The 15,427-nt window shown below is 29.0% G+C and carries 17 protein-coding genes, 1 tRNA gene, 1 pseudogene and 1 riboswitch; of the genes and pseudogenes, 9 read left to right on the top strand and 10 right to left on the bottom strand.

All coding sequences use genetic code 11. The annotated features are described in order from the left end of the window. Positions 1-12: 12 nt before the first annotated feature. Both L1S46_RS09910 and L1S46_RS09905 read right to left on the bottom strand, forming a co-directional pair. Complete coding sequence (locus tag L1S46_RS09910; RefSeq protein ID WP_238899862.1) at positions 13-837, bottom strand: sirohydrochlorin cobaltochelatase; 825 nt, start codon at positions 835-837, stop codon at positions 13-15. 196 nt (positions 838-1,033) lie between these two features. Then, positions 1,034-1,286: riboswitch (cobalamin riboswitch) on the bottom strand. Between the two features lie 160 nt (positions 1,287-1,446). Continuing rightward, on the bottom strand, positions 1,447-1,698 hold the full coding sequence (locus L1S46_RS09905; RefSeq protein ID WP_012058524.1) for a phage holin family protein: 252 nt from the start codon (positions 1,696-1,698) through the stop codon (positions 1,447-1,449). Between the two features lie 358 nt (positions 1,699-2,056). Here L1S46_RS09905 and L1S46_RS09900 point away from each other — a divergent pair, with 358 nt between their 5' ends. Further along, positions 2,057-2,425, top strand: coding sequence for a hypothetical protein (locus tag L1S46_RS09900; protein WP_238899861.1), 369 nt, complete (start codon positions 2,057-2,059; stop codon positions 2,423-2,425). Positions 2,426-2,987: 562 nt separating this feature from the next. Next, positions 2,988-3,062, top strand: a tRNA-Glu gene (locus L1S46_RS09895). Positions 3,063-3,458: 396 nt separating this feature from the next. On the opposite strand, the gene L1S46_RS09890 is transcribed toward L1S46_RS09895, so the two are convergent. Both L1S46_RS09890 and L1S46_RS09885 read right to left on the bottom strand, forming a co-directional pair. Next, positions 3,459-3,596: a hypothetical protein gene (locus tag L1S46_RS09890; RefSeq protein ID WP_173706884.1), complete on the bottom strand. Its 138-nt coding sequence runs from the start codon at positions 3,594-3,596 to the stop codon at positions 3,459-3,461. Between the two features lie 200 nt (positions 3,597-3,796). Beyond that, a complete protein-coding gene (locus L1S46_RS09885; RefSeq protein WP_155268553.1) occupies positions 3,797-3,943 on the bottom strand; it encodes a hypothetical protein in 147 nt (48 codons plus the stop codon). 503 nt (positions 3,944-4,446) lie between these two features. On the opposite strand from L1S46_RS09885, the gene L1S46_RS09880 reads away from it, so the two are divergent. Continuing rightward, positions 4,447-5,049, top strand: coding sequence for a transglycosylase SLT domain-containing protein (locus L1S46_RS09880; protein ID WP_238899860.1), 603 nt, complete (start codon positions 4,447-4,449; stop codon positions 5,047-5,049). A gap of 375 nt (positions 5,050-5,424) precedes the next feature. Beyond that, positions 5,425-5,706, top strand: a pseudogene (locus tag L1S46_RS09875) (hypothetical protein). A gap of 308 nt (positions 5,707-6,014) precedes the next feature. Here the strand turns inward: L1S46_RS09875 and L1S46_RS09870 are convergent. From L1S46_RS09870 to L1S46_RS09860, 3 genes are all read right to left on the bottom strand, one after another. Further along, positions 6,015-7,691: a ribonuclease J gene (locus L1S46_RS09870; RefSeq protein WP_023975115.1), complete on the bottom strand. Its 1,677-nt coding sequence runs from the start codon at positions 7,689-7,691 to the stop codon at positions 6,015-6,017. 594 nt (positions 7,692-8,285) lie between these two features. Next, positions 8,286-8,507 carry a hypothetical protein gene (locus tag L1S46_RS09865; protein WP_023975116.1) on the bottom strand — a complete coding sequence of 74 codons (222 nt, stop codon included), beginning with the start codon at positions 8,505-8,507 and terminating at the stop codon, positions 8,286-8,288. Between the two features lie 195 nt (positions 8,508-8,702). Beyond that, positions 8,703-8,945 (bottom strand): hypothetical protein, encoded by a 243-nt coding sequence (locus L1S46_RS09860; RefSeq protein WP_238899859.1) that lies wholly within the window; start codon positions 8,943-8,945, stop codon positions 8,703-8,705. Positions 8,946-9,276: 331 nt separating this feature from the next. Between L1S46_RS09860 and L1S46_RS09855 the strand changes: the two genes are divergently transcribed. The 3 genes from L1S46_RS09855 to L1S46_RS09845 all read left to right on the top strand — a co-directional run bounded on the left by L1S46_RS09855 (position 9,277) and on the right by L1S46_RS09845 (position 10,726). Beyond that, a complete protein-coding gene (locus L1S46_RS09855; RefSeq protein ID WP_023975117.1) occupies positions 9,277-9,798 on the top strand; it encodes a hypothetical protein in 522 nt (173 codons plus the stop codon). A gap of 215 nt (positions 9,799-10,013) precedes the next feature. Beyond that, positions 10,014-10,337, top strand: coding sequence for a hypothetical protein (locus L1S46_RS09850; RefSeq protein WP_023975118.1), 324 nt, complete (start codon positions 10,014-10,016; stop codon positions 10,335-10,337). A gap of 71 nt (positions 10,338-10,408) precedes the next feature. Next, positions 10,409-10,726 carry a hypothetical protein gene (locus L1S46_RS09845; RefSeq protein WP_031275893.1) on the top strand — a complete coding sequence of 106 codons (318 nt, stop codon included), beginning with the start codon at positions 10,409-10,411 and terminating at the stop codon, positions 10,724-10,726. A gap of 516 nt (positions 10,727-11,242) precedes the next feature. On the opposite strand, the gene L1S46_RS09840 is transcribed toward L1S46_RS09845, so the two are convergent. After that, positions 11,243-11,395, bottom strand: coding sequence for a methyl-accepting chemotaxis protein (locus L1S46_RS09840; RefSeq protein ID WP_023975120.1), 153 nt, complete (start codon positions 11,393-11,395; stop codon positions 11,243-11,245). On the opposite strand from L1S46_RS09840, the gene L1S46_RS09835 reads away from it, so the two are divergent. Continuing rightward, positions 11,382-11,612 carry a hypothetical protein gene (locus L1S46_RS09835; RefSeq protein ID WP_157983151.1) on the top strand — a complete coding sequence of 77 codons (231 nt, stop codon included), beginning with the start codon at positions 11,382-11,384 and terminating at the stop codon, positions 11,610-11,612. The genes L1S46_RS09840 and L1S46_RS09835 overlap by 14 nt on opposite strands. Before the next feature lie 414 nt (positions 11,613-12,026). Here the strand turns inward: L1S46_RS09835 and L1S46_RS09830 are convergent, their stop codons facing one another. Continuing rightward, a complete protein-coding gene (locus L1S46_RS09830; RefSeq protein ID WP_023975121.1) occupies positions 12,027-12,881 on the bottom strand; it encodes a zinc metalloprotease HtpX in 855 nt (284 codons plus the stop codon). A gap of 465 nt (positions 12,882-13,346) precedes the next feature. On the opposite strand from L1S46_RS09830, the gene L1S46_RS09825 reads away from it, so the two are divergent. Next, positions 13,347-14,189: a TerC/Alx family metal homeostasis membrane protein gene (locus tag L1S46_RS09825; protein WP_338133705.1), complete on the top strand. Its 843-nt coding sequence runs from the start codon at positions 13,347-13,349 to the stop codon at positions 14,187-14,189. Positions 14,190-14,399: 210 nt separating this feature from the next. Here the strand turns inward: L1S46_RS09825 and L1S46_RS09820 are convergent, their stop codons facing one another. Beyond that, positions 14,400-15,341 (bottom strand): glycoside hydrolase family 25 protein, encoded by a 942-nt coding sequence (locus tag L1S46_RS09820; RefSeq protein WP_023975123.1) that lies wholly within the window; start codon positions 15,339-15,341, stop codon positions 14,400-14,402. Positions 15,342-15,427: the final 86 nt, after the last annotated feature.

Below are 15,427 nucleotides of genomic sequence, written 5' to 3'. Positions count from 1 at the left end.
ATAAAAATTGAACTATCTAAGTTTTTTAGTCCTTCCAGCGTTTATATATTTATTCTCAATTGAGTCATAAATTCTATTTATATAGAGTCCATCAAATTTATCAAGCTCTCCAAGTCCGTGCATATGTAACTCCACTTCAATTCCTTCTTTTTGAAGCCTAGTCTTTAAAGAATGATCTTCATCTGATGCCATATCATTCTTTACATGATCACCAGCCACAAGTAATAAAGGAACAAGTTTTGCCTTATTTATTCCTTTTTTCTTTAACTTCTTTACTACATTTTCAACTGTTGGATACCCTTCTACTGTTGCCACAAAAACATTCTCATAATCTTCATCTACCAAAACAGTTTGCAGCATTCCATAGACTGCATTAGATGGATGTTCTGTACCATGACCAAATAATATTACACTTTCTTCACCTTTGAAAACATCTTTAATACTTTCAATAAATAAAGAATAATCTTCTGGTAATCCATTCATTCCTTGATAAAAAAATATTGGTCTTCCAAGCTTAAGATCTTTAAAATCATTTTTCCTTTGCTCCACAACACCTTTGATGTAATCAAATTCTTCTCCTGGAATTATATGAAGCGGCTGCACTATAACTTCTTCAAATCCTCTAGATTTCAAATCTTCTAGGGCTTCTTCTGGCGTTAATATATCCAAATTTTCATTTGCCTTTAATTTCTTTATTATAAAATGAGCTGTAAAAGCTCTAAAAACTTCATAATCTTTGAATTCCTCTTTGATTTTATTTTCAATCTTTTCAATTGAATTCTTAAGCGCCTCTAAATGGCTTGTTCCGAAACTAACTACTAAAATAGCTTTTCTCATGTATTTTCCTCCTAAAATTGTCTTAAAAAAGACCTTAATTTAATAAATTTATAAATATTTCATAAGATTTATAATTTGGAATATATAAAAATCCCCTTTATCGTTAGATAAGGAGGAAATACATAACAAATTAAGAATGTAGAATCTACTCTACTACATCCCGCTATTTGCAAGTTTTCTTCCCTCCGAAGAATAGCATTTTTATAAACTCCTAGGCAGGTCTCCTGACTTTGGCCTCATCCTAATTCTCTTCCTTCCCAAGAAAATTTCTCAGTGGATTTTTTAGTATACTATTTAAAAGCAGCTAATTTTTAATTAATGAGCACTTTTATATATACTTTAGAGATTAGTCTTCCATCACAGTAGCGGGGGCTGTAGTGGATTTTAACCACTTTCCCTTTTAATCATATACACTTAACCTTATATGAACCTAAAAATCATTTCTTATTGTATTTTAAATTATATAGGACTATTGTATTTTATTCAACTAAAAATGAGGTTTATTGTTGACAGTATCTGCTTGTCAGCAATAAACCTCAAAATAATTTTAATATAATAAGGTAACCATAAAATTGTAGTCATTAAATCTTTACTGGTAAATTAAAATCCTCATTCTTTCTTACAGCTTTGTTTTATTAGTTGATTAGTATAGACTGTAGCTCCCGTTACCAGTATGCCTTGAATTACTGATTCTACGCTAGGGCCCATGATTCCAACAGCCCCTAATATTCCTAGAAATAATAATATCATCGGAATATATTTATCGTTAATTTTTTCTGTATTTTTTATTACCATACCAACAATATATAGAGCAGGAATCAAAATCAGAGCATTTTGTGTTATATACTGTGCAAAATCCATATACTTGTCCCTCCTTTAACTAAAAAATTTCTCTAACTTAAAATAATTTTAAATATGATATAATATTCTGCTTTATTACGTTATATGCGTTATGTCAAGTTTTGTTTCTACATTAATAAAATTCTCATCAAATTTTCACTTCTCTAATTGCCATAAAATAGATTTAATATCTGTTTTTTGCAAGTACCCCACTAATAATTATATTTAAATAAAAGTTAACTATTCCACTTACTGAAATACTAACCACATTTAACATTTTCAAAGAAATAATTTACAACCATCAATATTACTGTATAATTTAAATATAACTTGTTAACCTAATATAAATAAAAAAAAGCTAGAAGGGATTGATATAATAATGTCAGCATATATGATTACATATTTTTTAAGCGATACTCAAGGCCATCATCACGAACACGGTGATGATTGTGGATGTGGAGAAGATCATTCTCATGAACATGGTGATGGCTATGGATGCGGAGAAGATCATTCTCATGAACATGTACACAGTGGTACTAATATACCAGGAAAAATTAAATCTTTAGGCTCATGGGCTCAATTTATGCCTGAAGGATTCTTTGTAAAAACAGATACATTATCTGCAAAAGAAATATTTGATGAAGTAAGCTCTGTCGCTAATGGAGGAGATATTATTTTTGTTACAAAGATTGATGGTGAAACTTCAGCATGCGCAAATCCTGCTGTATTAGAGTGGATTTCAAAATAATAGTTTCAAGGAATATAACTTAAACTTGTAGTATAAATTAAAAAGAGGATTATCAAATTTTATTTTGACAATCCTCTTTTTGCTTTTAAAATTATTAGTTAACATAACTTTCAATTAATTTTCTACATTCTAATATTAATTAAGCATTTGGGCTACTGGAGATCTAAATGTGGATTTATTATAAAATATAGTAATTTACCATAAAAAATAATACCCATCAAAATTAAACTGTTCATAAACAATAAAATCTCAATGGATATCCCACAAAATATTAAAAAGGAGTCGTAATTCCGTATGATCAAAAAATCATACAAGAGGAGCGATGAGTATATTTTACAATATACACCTCTATTTAAATTACTAACTATATAATAGTTTAACAGATTTTCAGCGAAAAACAAGTATGTTTTTTAAATATTTAGAAAATTATGATTTGTATAAAATGTAACAAATCATTTTTACATTTAAAGCACTCTTCTCTAACTCTTTCCTTTTTTACGGATATATTCAAAAAAGTTGTTGACATAATAGATAAATGAGTGTAGAATAATATTTGTTGTGAGGCCCATTGGTCAAGCGGTTAAGACGCCACCCTCTCACGGTGAAATCAGGAGTTCGATTCTCCTATGGGTCACCAAGTTAGAAATACCAACGTTTGAAGAGATTCGGATGTTGGTATTTTTCTATTTTTAACTCCATTTTAACGCCATAGTTTTTTATTAATAGATTCATATTTTTAATTTGTGTTTTTAGGTCCTGTTTCGCAATTTTATTCTAGCTAAAATTAAAAAACACCTATATTTCTATAGATGTTTTACTTCTAATTATATGAATAATATGAATTTGAATTTTATATATGGTAGTCAAGTAGAGAAAGCTCTCACGAACTTTCCCCCTCTCAGATCCGTACGTGCCCAATTAAGGCATACGGCTCCTCATATTATTTTACAGAACTTGCTATCTATATACATTTACATTGATTTTAGGCTTAGGTAAAGGATTGTACTTCATATACATTTTAAACTTCTCCAAATCAAAACTTCGCTTTTGGCTTCTGCGATTTAACCACTTGAAAAGTGCTTTCTTTATTAATATAGTGATATAATGATGTAAATTTTTCTTTTGGATTTTGTCTAGCAATTTCTGCTATCTTAAGTAATTTTGTTTCCATTAATTCATCTACTCCTGTGTGCAGTTAATGTTTCCTTAGTTAAGACAATAATATGTAATCTCCTTCCCTACTTTGGCATTACCCACTATCATTGGTACTATGAGATTATCCGACTCCCCATCAACCTTTTAATATTCTTCCTTTTTATCGGTTGTTTATTATACTCATTTTTTTGAGCGCTGATAAGGTCTCCTGAGTTGCTATGTAATCATTGTATAGCATGCTTGGCTCTTTGACCCCGAGGAAGTTATAGTAGATTCGTCATTATCACCTACTATAATATTGCTTTCCAGAGAACCGACACCGTCAGCCTTCCCCAATTTATACTTATTACGAGGCTCATTCACATTCAAGCCTACTACCTAACTGTCAACGCTTAAAATAAATAGTTACCTATTTATTTCCATGACTCGCTACTGAATGATTTGACTTAATCTTTTCAGAATAGATTTCCACCATTTAAATTACACAGCCTTGCTCAACCGCACTGGTTCACCATTCATTATCCTAAATCATCTTCTAATATTAATTCTTTTTATCCCATTACATCAACTACCCATTCTAGACATTATGCGAAACTAATTTAGACTCTAAAAACATTTTATTGCAAAATAACTAAATTTATCCCACTGAAAAAAATTACTCTTTTCGAATTTATATAATATAGGTTTTAATTTAAGGTTATTAATCAAAATAATTTCAAAATTAAATCTTTATATTCCAAGTAAGTGTATTAACATGATTTTTTGGCTCTAAAGAGTCATGAAATAAATACCTGTGAGTTGCACTCTCCCCTATGGGGTAAATGTGTCTTATGGATTTTCATTAAAATTTAAAGGAGTGATGTATTATGAAACACGAGAAATTAAAAAAACTAGTTGCTCTCACTTTAGTAATTGGACTTACATTAACTGAAATGCCGATGCTTGCTAAGGCAGCAACAACAAATTCAACAATAACTACAAATCCAGCAAAACTTGCGAATCTAACAGAGACATCAGTATCAAAGCCTAGTGAAGTTCCAAGTAACATATGGAAATATGCATATAATGTAGATAAGAAATTTAGTAAGAATGGAGATTTTGCATTATTATTATGTGCAGTTATAAAAAAAGAGAGTAATTTTGGTGCAGGCTTATCTGGCAGTCCCTCATCTGGTGATGGATTAATGCAAGTGGAACCAAGTACAAGAAATGCATATGCAACAAAGTTTAAATCAACATATGGACGAACTTATGATCATGGAAATCTTCAAGATCAGGTAGCATTAGGTGGATTGATTATAAAGGAGATGGTTGATCAATTTGGTGGTGTATATAATGGTTTATTGCATTATAATGGAGGTCCAAACTGGTATCCAGGTTGCACAGACTCATATGGTCGACCAATCCTAGCTGATCAATATGCAAACGCAGTATATAAAACATATAAAAACTATGGTGGAAAGAAATAACAAGCAAAATAAGTGGACAAGTTTATTAAATTCCAATATATAATTGACTTTTTTAATTGGGAGTTTCTTGGACTTAGTGTGAAATTGATATAGTTATTTGAATTGATAAATATGATAGGACTGTTCTCATTATTTTTTGAGAACAGTCCTATCTTTTAGCCTATAACCTTTAAAGAGAAGCTATATGCTACAACCAAGAACTTTAATATTAAAAACCTAAGTAACAACATAAATCTAATTATTTTTATACTCCTATATAAGTTATATGTAATCTAGCCATATATACTATATATAGAGGTAAATTTAATACAAAACACAATATATGTAAAATAATTACTTTAATTCATAACTCTTATATTGAAGATGGAGGTTTATATGGATTTTAATTATATTGAAACTTTAGTTACCAGATGCAAGGGTAATGATGAAGAGGCAAAAGAAAAATTAGTTTATGATGAAATGTGTGACTATGAAGATTTAAAATTAGCCCTTAAGAACTTAAATTAAGAGGAACTTGAACTTATAGATTTTGTATTCTATAAAAATTACACTGTAAAGGAATATGCTTATTTTAAAAATATGTGTTACTCTACTGCTATTCAAAGAAATAAAAACATATTAATGAAAATCCTTAATAATATTTCATTGTATTATTAAGGGTAAAAGAGTAACAGCTCTAAGGTTAATCCTTGGAGCTGTTGCTCTTTATTATAATACAAATATTTCATTTACCTATTCAAAACTAAAATTGTTAACAAGCTCTGTAGTTTTCTCTACATAACTATCAGCAACTTGATCTATTCCATTATAAATATATTTTAATTGTCCAAGTCCTTTAAGGCTTCAGACTGCTGATAAAGTGTTAGCAGTCTTTAGTTTTCTATATTTATGCAATATAATATAGTATTTTACGCAATGGAAAAAGGACTTATGAGTGGAAAAAATCTGTATTTTGATTCAACGCTTTATATTTCAGCAATTACTGGCAAGACCATAGGTTTTCTTTTCATTTTTGTATATACATAAGTATTTACTTCTCTTCTTATGGCACTCTTAATTTCTGACCACCCAGTTACATCATTATCCAGGCATCTTTCTACACTCTTAGAAACTATTCTCCTAATCTCTCTCATTAGCTCTTCTGAATCTCTAACATATACAAAGCCTCTTGTAATTATATCTGGACCAGATATTACGGTTTTACTTTCTTTATTTATAACAATAACTACTGTTATAATACCATCCTTTGCTAAATTCTTTCTATCTCGAAGTACAATATTTCCTATATCACCTACACCTAAGCCATCTATAAGAACTCTACCTGCTGGTACCTTGTTAGTTATTTCAGCTTTATTTCTAGCTAATTCTAATACATCCCCTATTTCTAATATAAAAATATTCGATTTATCCATACCCATATTTTCTGCAATCTTAGAATGACTTAATAAATGCCTATATTCACCATGTACAGGTACAAAAAATTTAGGTTTTAATAGTGCCTGAATTAATCTAAGCTCTTGCTCACAAGCATGGCCTGAAACATGTATATCCTCTATTGCTTCGTATATTACCTTAGCACCTTTTTCTGTTAAATCATCCACAACACTCGATACAGCCTTTTTATTACCTGGTATCGGTGTTGATGATATGATAACTGTATCTCCCTTTTCTAGTTGAATACTCCTATGATTGCCTGCTGCTATTCTTGTAAGTGCTGCCATTGGCTCACCTTGGCTTCCAGTCGTGATTATTGTAACTTTATTATCTGGATATTTTTTAACGTCATTTAAATCTATTATCATTTCTTCTGGTATAAATAAATATCCTAGTGACATAGCAACTTCAGATATTCTTTCCATGCTTCTTCCACTAAATGCAATCTTCCTACCATTTTTTATAGAAGCATTAGCAATCTGCTGCACTCTATGAATACTTGATGCGAAAGTAGCTACTATTACTCTTCCATCTGCCTTAATAAATAGATTATTTAAAGTTTCACCTACAGTTTTTTCCGACATTGTATAACCTGAACGAGTAGCATTAGTACTATCAGCCATTAAAAGCAGTACTCCTTTTTTTCCGAGCTGTGCATATCTTTGCAAATCTATAATTTCTCCATCAATTGGAGTAAAGTCAATTTTAAAATCACCAGTATGAACAATTATTCCTATAGGTGTATGCAAAGCAATTGACACACTATCTGCTATACTATGATTTGTTCTAATAAATTCAATATTGAAATTGCCTGTTTCTATTATATCACCTGGTTTAACCATATTTAATGTGCAATCACTAAGAATATTATGCTCTTCTAATTTACTTTCAATTAACCCTAAAGTTAACTTTGTAGCATAAATAGGAACATTAATTTGTTTCAAAACATAAGGTAATCCACCTATATGATCTTCATGTCCATGAGTTATAAAAAATCCCTTTATCTTATCCTTATTTCTTTGTAAATACGTTATATCAGGAAGTACAAGGTCGATTCCAAGAAGTTCTTCATCCGGAAACGACATTCCACAATCTATAATTACTATCTCATCTTCATATTCAAAGACAGTTAAATTTTTTCCTATTTCCCCTAGCCCTCCTAGAGGTATAATCTTTACTTTGCTTTTTATTTTGCTTTTATTTATCATTTTATCTCCTAACCTGTAACTAAGTGCATAAATATATTCTAAGATTCAATTGAAGTTCTTCTAATAGAAATACAACTTCCCTTACTTGTATCTTAGAAGAATCTGTCCACTTAAGTGGCACAATATTCCTTCAAGATGAAGCTTGTATATGCAAAGATACAATGAACTTTTGAGTACAAAAATAGAACTTAATTATCATTAAATTTTTTGTGTTATAAATTTTTCATAATTCCGAAGAGCAATACATACTGTTAAAAGCTTTCACTTTTATAAAAGTTATTTTGTCTAAGCATTTAATTAATAATAATTAATTTTGCAAAGATTAAAAATATCTTACAGTATCTGCGCCTTAATATTTTTATGTAATATTTTGATTATCATAAAAAAACTTGAATAAATACAAATTTAATCACTTATATTTATTCATCTTTTTTTATTATTAAATTATGACTAACTTTACACTTCTTACTAAATATTATCATTAATATTCCTATATAGTCAATTTATATTTATGCTATCATTCAATTCTAATCTGAATCTAAGATGAATAAGGTTTACTTATTCATCTTTAATATTAAAGATTTTATCTCTATTTCAAAATGATTTATACACTTTTTCTATATATTTCACCGCATTTTCTAATCCTTTTTCAGACTCAATAATATTTTTGATTTCTTTAGCATTTCTTATATATTCTTTATTTTCCATGTCCTTAAATGCCTTTATTAAATCAACTGATTCTAGATTTTTTTCTTTTAAAGTACCTACTGAATACCCTTTTGAAAACAATCTATGTGCCCAGAATGCCTGATCCACTGTAAATGGAATTATTAACTGAGGTACCCCGCTTAAAACTCTATCCTTCCAACTCTTAACTTCTTTAAATAGAAGCGGACTAATTGGATATACTACTGGAATATCTTTTCTGTTTACTTGAAATGAAAGCTCTCCAGCCTTTCTCTTTTTTAAATGAAGTGATTCACTTCTAAAATCTTTAATTTCTTTTATTTCTTATTCAAAACTAAAATTGTTAACAACCTCTGTAGTTTTCTCTACATAACTATCAGCAACTTTATCTATTCCATTACAAATATATTTCAAGCTACATCCTTGGCATTTATCTAATATCCCATCCTCTACCAAAGAACATTGAAGTTCATCATTAAAAGTAGAATTTCTAATTGCTAAAGCAATCTGCTTTTTATCAAAAACTTCTCCTTCTTCTGGATTAAGTTTAATTTCATCTCGAATCATTTTTACAACACACTCCAATAATTTATTTACAACTTTAAAATTTATCAGCTGCTATTATTGATATATGTTTTATACTGTAACATAACATTAAAATCATGATTAAATTTGTATGTCTAATCTCCTAACCCGCATTTTACAAGCAAATTCTTAAATTCTAAAAAATATATATTCTTAAAATCTTACATTCTAAAATTCCTTAATTCTTAAATTCTAAAAAATTTATATTCTCAAATTCTTTAGAACTTTAGAATCTCCAATAAACAGCCATATATCCTTTAAGAGAATACATAAAAATACTGATTAAAAAACACCAAGGGAGGTTATATAATTTATGGCTAGAAGAAAAACATCAAACGTTCCTAAAAATGATTTTGAATATGATGAAGGTGAAGTATATGGATTTACTAGCGAAACTCCTATAGCTGGTGACTGCATATCTTCCTTCTCTTTTGATGATGATTTTGATACTATTCAAACCAATTCTGAATGTAAATCTAATAATAATTCTATTCAAGAAGATCCTAAAAACAATGCTCAAACTAATACAGCTTCAACTATTAACAGCAATTTTAAAAATAATATAACTAACTCCATAGAAATAACAAATACTTTAAGCTCTACTAAAGAACTGTTTGATGATAGAAGAACTCCACTACCTAATGGTGCCACTCCTGCCATTGATGGTGAGACTCCAACTATTAAAAGAAGCTATACCCTTAGAAGTTCTACTATAAGAAAAATAAATGAATTAAAAAGCATACATCCAGATATCAATGTATGTGTCAGTACCATAGTTGATATTGCTATAGAACATTATCATAACCATATCGTAAATGAAGGTGGCACTCAATAATTACCATTGTAATTTTAACTATTCGACATGCATAATATCGATAGTATTATAATTTGTAATATCACTAATATCTTCTTTACAACTCTCATATAAAATCTCCTATTCTATTATTTTATAACAATATTATTATGATTTTTAAATAGAAATATTTACTTTAGGTTATATGCATATTATTAATAACCATACGCATAATAAATTCGAAAGGTGGTTGTATAATGAGGAAAAATTCTGTTTTAGTAATAATTTTATTATGTCTTTTATTTGGAATCTTTAAACCAATTGATACATATGCTGCTAATAACTTTAAAGAAGGAGTTTATAAAGTATTAAATTTAAATTTTTCACCTGATAATACTTATTTTATTCAAAATATTTCAAATAAAGATAGCATTCACGTTTTTATATTTGATGAGAATCAGCTCGAAATACAATCTATACAACTAGATCCTACTCCACGAAGATATAATTTAGTTCCTCTGAAACCTGAATATAGAATTGCAATAGTTGGAAATGGGGAAGGTTATATTGACGTTGGCTAAAGAGCGGTTTATTTAGTGAAGGAAAGTCATAATGTAGTATTTGGCTATATAATAATTTGAAAGGTGGTTCAATGATGAAAAAATTAACTACTTTATTAATCTCAATAATTCTATTATTTAATATATTTATAGTAGTACCTGTATTTGCTGTTACTAATTTTAAAGAGGGGCTTTATCAGTTAATTAATTTTAATGTTTCACCAGATAATACCTATAGTATTCAAAATATCTCTTCTATTGATGGAGTTTACATAATTATCTTGGACGAAAATCAACGTACATTGCAGTCTTTACGATTATCTCCAAGCTCTGAGAAATACAATTTAATACCACTAAAACCCTCATATAGAATTTTAATCATTGGCAATGGAGAAGTGGTTATTCTTTAAAGGGCACATATAAAAGTGTCTTTTTTTGTATATATAATTGCTGTAATTCTCTAGTGTTTATAAATTAATTTTATTATTTTAAATTACCTGCTCGTTTAAACCTGAGTAATATTGGAGTCAACTCTAAAAACACGAAAAAAGGTACAAGTAAGTTAATCCCCGTCCTAAAGTTTACTCGCCCATTTACCCCCACATGAATAAAGACGTTAGCGGCCGTCCTTAAGGTTACCCGCTTAAATCACTTGTTTAAATACCCCTTTTTACGCCTTATAAGTAGGGAGTAAAAAAGTAAACGTGATGACGATTACAACGTTAAATAATTCTATAAATAAATCCGTTACATAGTTAAAATAGTTAGTGTAAAGGCGTAGTATATTCGTTATTAATATATAGCGAGTAATATCGGAGACTATATTAAATAGCGGTTAGATATCTAGTATAGTATCTGTAAATATCACGCTAAATAAGGCGCTAAAATATCATAAATTTATTTCATCTTAGCTAGCTTGTCTAATTCTATAGTAAATGTTGTAATTTCTTCAACACTTGCATAGTTTTCTCCACTAAATTAGCAATATTCTTTGATGTCTCTTTAGAGTTTTCCGCTAAATTTCTAATTTCTTTTGCAACAACTGAAAATCCTTTACCTAAAACATTGAAACAAGGCATTCACACTAGAAACGATGTAGGCTTACCTGTCAATTCACCTATAACTATAAAACTTGGTCAATCTACTAATAAAGCTATAGTTATGGTTGTCGACTCAGACCACACTATTGAGGCTCTAGTAAGATTAAATAATAGGGTTATTCAACAAGTTTTACCTCCACTTAACTACACTTCTTCAATTATAATCTTTACTGATGGTAGTGTAGTATTTTCATAAAATTTAATAATGTCTTACTAGGCAAGCTAGATCACATTAATGTTATAATATTTACCATTGAAGGTGAACCTTAAATATTAATTGGGCTTATTTAAAATTTCCTTTTTGGTAGTTCAATATATCATAAATCATATAGCTCTATAAATACAAAAGAATGATCTACTAGGGTGTAATAGATCATTCTCAATACTAGTTAATATTTATTTAATAAGGGGTTAATAATGTTTAACAACTTTATATTTATATAATAATTAATATTTGTGACAGTAATATGTCAAAATTAAATTTATATTATTTGCCACCTTTTATAGATTATGAATTTTATAATTAATTTTGTTTCTACTTGCTTTTCTGCCTACACAGTTTAGTTATGGATGTTAAAGAAATCTTTCATAGTATCTTTTAGTATAACAGCTATAAATTTGAATTTTGAAGTCTACGTACTCTATCTTCTATAGTTGGATGAGTGCTAAATAGGTTCATTAATCTTTTCGCACTTAGAGGATTGACTATAAACATATGGCTTGCTGCAGGATTTACGTCCATAGGAACCACTCTTGAAGCCTGATCTAACTTAAGTAATGCTTTAGAGAGTCCTCTGCTATGTCCTGCAATCCTTGCTCCTGTACTGTCAGCAAGATATTCTCTAGATCTTGATACTGCCATCTGTACTAACATAGCTGCAATAGGTCCTAAAATAATTAATGGTAAAGCTGCTAGGAATCCTGAGCCTTCTTCTTCATCACTGTTACCCATGCCAAACATTAACGCCCATTGCGCCCAATTAGCCATTGTTGTGATTACTCCTGCCATTACAGCTGCAATAGTACTTATAAGCACGTCCCTATTCTTAATATGTGCCAGTTCATGAGCAATAACACCTTCTAATTCTTCATAATTTAGTATATTCACTAATCCTTGTGTAACAGCAACAGCTGAATGCTTAGGATTTCTTCCTGTTGCAAACGCATTAGGCTGTGTAGAAGGTGTAATATAAAGTCTTGGCATTGGTATTCCTGCATTTGCTGTCAATCTTTCCACCATATTATAAATTTCAATATTATCATTTCTTGTTAATGGCTTAGCTCCAGTCATAGATAGTGCAATTTTATCACTAAACCAATAACTTCCTCCATTCATAACTAATGCAAGCACCAAAGCCATCAGCATCCCTGATTGACCTCCAATACCTCTTCCTATTAATACTACTAATATCGTCAGGACACTCATCAAAAGTAAAGTTTTAATTTGATTTCCTAAACCACTCATTTTGTTTTCCTCCTTTTACTTAATTAATAAAATGTTTTGATAACTTTTCTGAATTTAGAAATTTATGTAACAAAAGGACTCTATAGCTAGAACACTTTCTAACTATAGAGTCTCACTAAGCATTTTTTGCTTTCAAAGCCGGGATCTCTCCGTAATGACGACTTTGAATCCTGTTATAATTAACAGGCAGTTACTCCCCCTATAAATGAGATTATCACTGTCTTTTTAGTATTGTTATTAACAATATTACTATTAAATAAAAAACTTGTCAATATTATAAAAATCTTAACATGATAAACTTTTATTGATTTATTCTTACATAATTGTTATATTATTATAAGCAAGTTTTTTAATCACTTTTTTAAAATCATTATAATTCATACAAAAACAAACTTGTATCAATATTGTTTTTACATAAAATTTCGAATATATTAAAAAATATATATAATTTAAATATAAATTTATCTGAAAGGAGCTACAAAAATGTCTACTAGAAAACATTTATTTAAGTTTTTATTAATTACATTTATAGCCGCTATATTTAATTTAGCCATATGGTATTACATGGGTTCTGAAAGAGCTTTAGAATTTCTCGGAGGATATATTATTGAATTAAGTCTTAGTGTCGATAATCTTTTTCTCTTTTTATTAATTTTCTCAAGCTTTGGAATTACTGCTAAACATCAAAAAAGAATTTTAACTTATGGAATTTTTGGTGCGATTATTCTAAGATTTATATTTGTTTTATTAGGAATTGCAATTATAAATGCATTTAAATGGATTATATATATATTTGGTATACTTCTTATTATAAGTGGTATAAAAATGATGATTAATAAAGAAGATGATGTATCATTTGAGAATAGTAAACTAATTAAACTTCTAAAAAAAATGATACCTGTAACTAAAGAACTTCATGAGGAAAAGTTTTTTGTGAAAATAAACAATGTTCTTCATGCAACACCATTATTTGCAATATTATTTTTAATTGAAGGATCAGATTTACTATTTGCTATTGATTCAATTCCTGCAATATTTGCAATAACAACTAATGTTTTCATTGTATATACATCAAATATTTTTGCAATATTAGGTCTTAGAAATTTATATTTTCTTTTAGAAAAACTACACAGCACATTCGAATATGTTAAATATGGAGTAGCCTTAATACTTATATTTACTGGTATAAAGCTTGGAATATCATTTAAGTATCATATATCTATAGGGATTTCTATTTCTGTTATTATACTAATTCTTGTAATAAGTGTAATTGCCTCTATAATAATTAGTAGAAGAACCAAAAAATAAATTATTAAGGAATATAATATCAAACAAAAAAATAAATGAATATAATTATATATTCGGACAAATTTAATTTGCTTTCAAGCAATTTTAGTTACTTAGGTGGGAAATTCTATTAGGATATATAAATATACTTGACTTGTTCATAACTTTTCAAATTAATGCACAAGTCAGGCATATTATTGCTAAAATTGAAAACATGACATAAATTTCGCCTTACAAATTTACTTTTGAACGTATTTTTGATGTTTCTCCGTCATAATCAAAAGCCTCGATTGAAACTACTGCAGGTGAGTTTTTAGAAATTTTTATTTTGCTAGAAGGTATTGTATATGTTGTGGCTTTTTCATCCACTGTACCAACCCATTCCCCATTCACAAATAGATTATAACCTAATAAATCTATATCACTATTTCTGTTCCATGAAACTTTTATATTTCCACCTTCAAATCTTGCTTGTAACCCCTTAACAACATCTGGTTGAGTTAATAAATCTATATTATCTGGTCCCCAGTTAGCATCAAGAGGATTTCCAACCCCTTGTACGACTTGATCTTCTGCATATTGCCATACTCTCCACCTAGTCCATCCCCCTGCATTAGGTGGAAAATCTGGATTGACAGGTATTTTTGTATACATTGCAATCCATAACGGCATATTTTTCAAGGGATATCCACGTCCAGGTATAAAGAAATTATTATACAGTTCTATGAAATTTACTCCAGTATAAAGCATGAGCCTACGTCTAGTTTTTGATTCAAATCTTTTTCTAAATCTATCAATCCAATTGATTAATGTTTTTGTAGAAATAGATTGGTCTGTAGGCGCTTCAATATCTAGTACTGGAAATAAATCACCATAGTCTTTATTGCCAAACCCCTGTTGAAGTATACTTATAAAGTCATCACATTGTCTATCTGCATCTGTCAAATCATATGATGGTAACCCAAAATGATATGCCCCTACTGGTATTCCAAACCTTCTACTAGTCCTTGCATACTCCAAAAACCTTCTATCGACTCTAAATCTACCAGTTGCAGATCCCGAAGATCTTAAATATAAAAAGTCTATTGTTGTCGCTAATACATTAAATTGAACATTTTGACTATACTCATTTATGTCTATTCCAAAAAGACTTTTTGGATTCTTGTCTTGCATATTTCCTCCAAAATAAAAATGCTTCTTTAATATAAATATTAATTTATATTAAAAATGTACCTATATTATAATTATTTTTGAGGATT

Source organism: Clostridium sp. YIM B02500 (genome assembly GCF_022324665.1).
In the GTDB taxonomy this organism is placed as follows: domain Bacteria; phylum Bacillota; class Clostridia; order Clostridiales; family Clostridiaceae; genus Clostridium; species Clostridium beijerinckii.
This window is presented reverse-complemented; position numbering and strand designations above follow the sequence as displayed.

Coding starts and splice junctions, on each gene's coding strand:
- L1S46_RS09910 (WP_238899862.1), bottom strand. CDS start 837: ATGAGAAAAGCTATTTTAGTAGTTAGTTTCGGAACAAGCCATTTAGAG.
- L1S46_RS09905 (WP_012058524.1), bottom strand. CDS start 1,698: ATGGATTTTGCACAGTATATAACACAAAATGCTCTGATTTTGATTCCT.
- L1S46_RS09900 (WP_238899861.1), top strand. CDS start 2,057: ATGTCAGCATATATGATTACATATTTTTTAAGCGATACTCAAGGCCAT.
- L1S46_RS09890 (WP_173706884.1), bottom strand. CDS start 3,596: ATGGAAACAAAATTACTTAAGATAGCAGAAATTGCTAGACAAAATCCA.
- L1S46_RS09880 (WP_238899860.1), top strand. CDS start 4,447: ATGAAACACGAGAAATTAAAAAAACTAGTTGCTCTCACTTTAGTAATT.
- L1S46_RS09870 (WP_023975115.1), bottom strand. CDS start 7,691: ATGATAAATAAAAGCAAAATAAAAAGCAAAGTAAAGATTATACCTCTA.
- L1S46_RS09860 (WP_238899859.1), bottom strand. CDS start 8,945: ATGATTCGAGATGAAATTAAACTTAATCCAGAAGAAGGAGAAGTTTTT.
- L1S46_RS09855 (WP_023975117.1), top strand. CDS start 9,277: ATGGCTAGAAGAAAAACATCAAACGTTCCTAAAAATGATTTTGAATAT.
- L1S46_RS09850 (WP_023975118.1), top strand. CDS start 10,014: ATGAGGAAAAATTCTGTTTTAGTAATAATTTTATTATGTCTTTTATTT.
- L1S46_RS09845 (WP_031275893.1), top strand. CDS start 10,409: ATGATGAAAAAATTAACTACTTTATTAATCTCAATAATTCTATTATTT.
- L1S46_RS09840 (WP_023975120.1), bottom strand. CDS start 11,395: ATGCCTTGTTTCAATGTTTTAGGTAAAGGATTTTCAGTTGTTGCAAAA.
- L1S46_RS09830 (WP_023975121.1), bottom strand. CDS start 12,881: ATGAGTGGTTTAGGAAATCAAATTAAAACTTTACTTTTGATGAGTGTC.
- L1S46_RS09820 (WP_023975123.1), bottom strand. CDS start 15,341: ATGCAAGACAAGAATCCAAAAAGTCTTTTTGGAATAGACATAAATGAG.